General features: G+C 43.8%; 1 protein-coding gene and 1 pseudogene. Both read left to right on the forward strand.

The annotated features are described in order from the left end of the window. Positions 1–1,668, forward strand: a pseudogene (locus B2X72_RS15000) (TonB-dependent receptor); the annotation flags it as partial. A 28-nt stretch (positions 1,669–1,696) separates the two neighbouring features. Beyond that, positions 1,697–3,181, forward strand: a 1,485-nt coding sequence (locus tag B2X72_RS15005; RefSeq protein WP_286850322.1) for a SusD/RagB family nutrient-binding outer membrane lipoprotein, incomplete at its 3' end; no start/stop codon positions are given.

A 3,181-nucleotide genomic window follows, 5' to 3' on the forward strand; every position in this document is an offset into this window, starting at 1 on the left:
TATGATTCAAAATCTGTTTCACCCAAACAGACTTATTCGAGCTATTCTGTCAATACCATTGGACGTACCAATTTAGCGGGTGGTGTTTCGGACACCGAATATAACAGTGCCCGTATCAACCATGATCTTCAGATAGGGATAAAAAAAGATGTCAATGACTTCTCTTTCAACTTTAATCTGACCGGTACTGCTATTAGCCGACGATATAAATCGGTAGCTGTTTCGGCATCAGGTCTTGAAATCCCGGGGCTTTACAACGTGTCGAACCGAATCGGGGAAGCTGGTGCCAGCGAATCGAATACACTGGCACGTACATTTGCGGTATGGGGTGACCTCTTGGTCGGATACAAAGATTACCTTTTCTTACATGCTACAGGCCGAAATGATTGGACATCAGTCCTCAGCAAAGCAAATAGATCTTATTTCTATCCTTCTGTAGACTTGTCTTTCATTCCAACGGATGCCTTTAAGCAACTAAAAGACAATTCGATTGTCAATTACTGGAAGTTGAGAGGAGGTCTGTCGCGCACTGGCTATGTCAACGTGGATCCTTACTCGCTGGTACCCACCTTCTCCTCAGTTACAGGATATAGTAGCGGAACTTTCTTTTCTCAGGGAAGCCGCATTATTTCATCTAATTTAAAACCAGAAATTACTACAGGGGTTGAGTTTGGTACCGATTTTAGATTGTGGGATAACCGCATTGATGCAAATCTCACCTACTATCATACGGGAACAACAGGGCAGGCGATTCCTGCCGGGATAGCAATTTCTTCCGGCTATTCCCAATTTTATGTCAATACGGGTAAAGTAACGAACGAGGGGATCGAAACCGCTTTGCATATCACGCCTATTCGTAGCAGGGATTTCCAACTAACAGTTGGCGGAAACTATACGCACAATAAAAACATCTTACAGGATCTTTACCCCGGATTGGATCGTATTTCTATTAATGGAAGTAGTGTGATTTATGCGCAGAAGGGTCTGGAGCTGAATCAGATCATCGTTTCCGATTATGCCCGTGATGAGCAGGGGCGTGTTATCATCGACGTAAATACAGGTTACCCTTCCGTGGCTTCTGAAAGTAAGATACTTGGCAATACCACACCACGTCACCGCCTGGGCCTTGACCTTTCTTTACGCTGGAAGGATTTCTCTTTCAGCACTCTTTTTGAATATCGTGGTGGGTACAAATTTGCCGCTATAGACCTCGGTAGCACGCTTGATTTTGGCGGGTCATCGGCTCGAAGTGCCTACTATAATCGGGAGGCGTTTGTCTTTCCAAACTCCTCTTATTTAGATGCTACCAGTGGTCAATATGTAACCAATGATCATATTACAGTTTCAGACGGCGGAGCTGGATTTTGGACTTCGGGCACATACAATAGGGGCGTGTACAGCAATTATGTGATTTCGGGTAATTACTGGAAATGGCGCGAGGCCTCGCTTTCCTACCGCTTACCACAGCGTGTCCTTTCTCGCCTAAAAGGTGTTAAAGCTGCTTCGGTCAGCATCCAAGGACGTAATCTTTTGCTATTTACCCCTAAATCCAACGAGTATACCGATCCCGATTACAGTGCCAATGATAACAATGCCATAGGGGTCTCGACGACAGGGCAGACTCCACCTACACGCTATTTTGGGGCTACACTGTCCCTTACTTTTTAACTAGTGAACTATCATACACTTATTCTCAATGAAAAAATTACATTTGAAAAATATATTGTCCCTTGGGATCATCATTGCACTATCTTCTTGTTCGCAATTGGATATCAATGAAAATCCCAATGCGGCAACCGAAGCGACCATAACACCTGACCTGGTGTTGACGCAGGCGATCGCGACCACAGCTTCCAATATCGTTAGCTATCATTCGTATGGCGCATTTTTGGTTGGATATCAGCTTCCAGGTGGTGGAATTGGCGGTTATGGAGATACTTATACCTATAACATTACATCCAATACCAATGTTGGATTGTGGAACAATGTGTTCAACAATCTTCGCGATTATCAGTTTATTATCAATTATGCACAAAAAAGTCCCGAGTATAAATTCTTTGGCGATATAGCGCGCATTTTTAAAGTATTCAATTATCAGTTGCTTGTTGATGCCTACGGAGATGTTCCTTACACGGAAGCGCTCCAAGGAGATAACAACTTGGCTCCTAAGTTTGACGATGATGCCGTCGTTTACCAAGCTTTGGTTACCGAGCTCGATGCAATTATCGCGGATATTAAGCAGTATAAAGATGATCTAAATTACCGGAGTTTATCGAAAAAGACCGATCCGGTGTTTGCTGGTAATCTCGATAACTGGATTAAGTTTGCTAACAACCTTAAATTGCGTCTTTTGGTGCGGGCAAGAGGCACTTCTATTGAAAGCTTTGTCCAATCGGCTTTTAGTAAATTCTCTGCGGATGGATTTCTGATCGATGATGTACTCGTAGATCCCGGATATCAGGCCACGGCAACACAGAACCCCCTATTTGCAACTTTTCATAGCTCAACTGCAGGTTCAATTTCGACGGCAGCCAATTATTATGTGCCTTCTAAATATCTGTTTACGTTCTATGACGGTCGTAAAATAACCGATGAAAAACGGGGCAAGCTTACGTTCCGAAATTTCCCCAATACATCCATCGGTCAGCTCGGCGATGAAGTTAATAACCCCAATTCTGATGACTATGTCTGGTATGTTGGAATAGGAAATGCAGATGCCCTAGGTGTATTGAAAGGACGAACCGCGGGTTTACCTATATTTCTTGCTTCGGAAACATACTTCTTATTGGCCGAAGCGGCTCTATATGGGCACGAGCTTAGTGGCTCGGCATCAACCAACTTCGAAAAAGGCATTTTAGCTTCATTTACTTATCTGGAAAAGAATGCGACCAACGCGTTAGCAACAGGACAGGTACCTGCTAACGATGCTGCGAATTATAAAACAGAAAATAGTACAAATTATCTTGTCAATTATGCATTGGCTACCACAACCGCACAACGGTTGGAGGCTATCATCACGCAGAAATATATTGCCTTGAATTTTTTCCATGGTCATGAGGCCTGGAACGAATTTCGCCGTACAGGATATCCAAAAATTGTCAATGGTTCGCAAGTTGCCACGGAAACATTTGCATCTGTCCAATCGGGGTCGCCCCGCGCGGATAAACTTCCAATACGCAAT

The sequence above is a fragment of the Sphingobacterium sp. UBA7253 genome, from assembly GCF_002472745.1.
Taxonomy (GTDB): Bacteria; Bacteroidota; Bacteroidia; order Sphingobacteriales; family Sphingobacteriaceae; genus Sphingobacterium; species Sphingobacterium siyangense.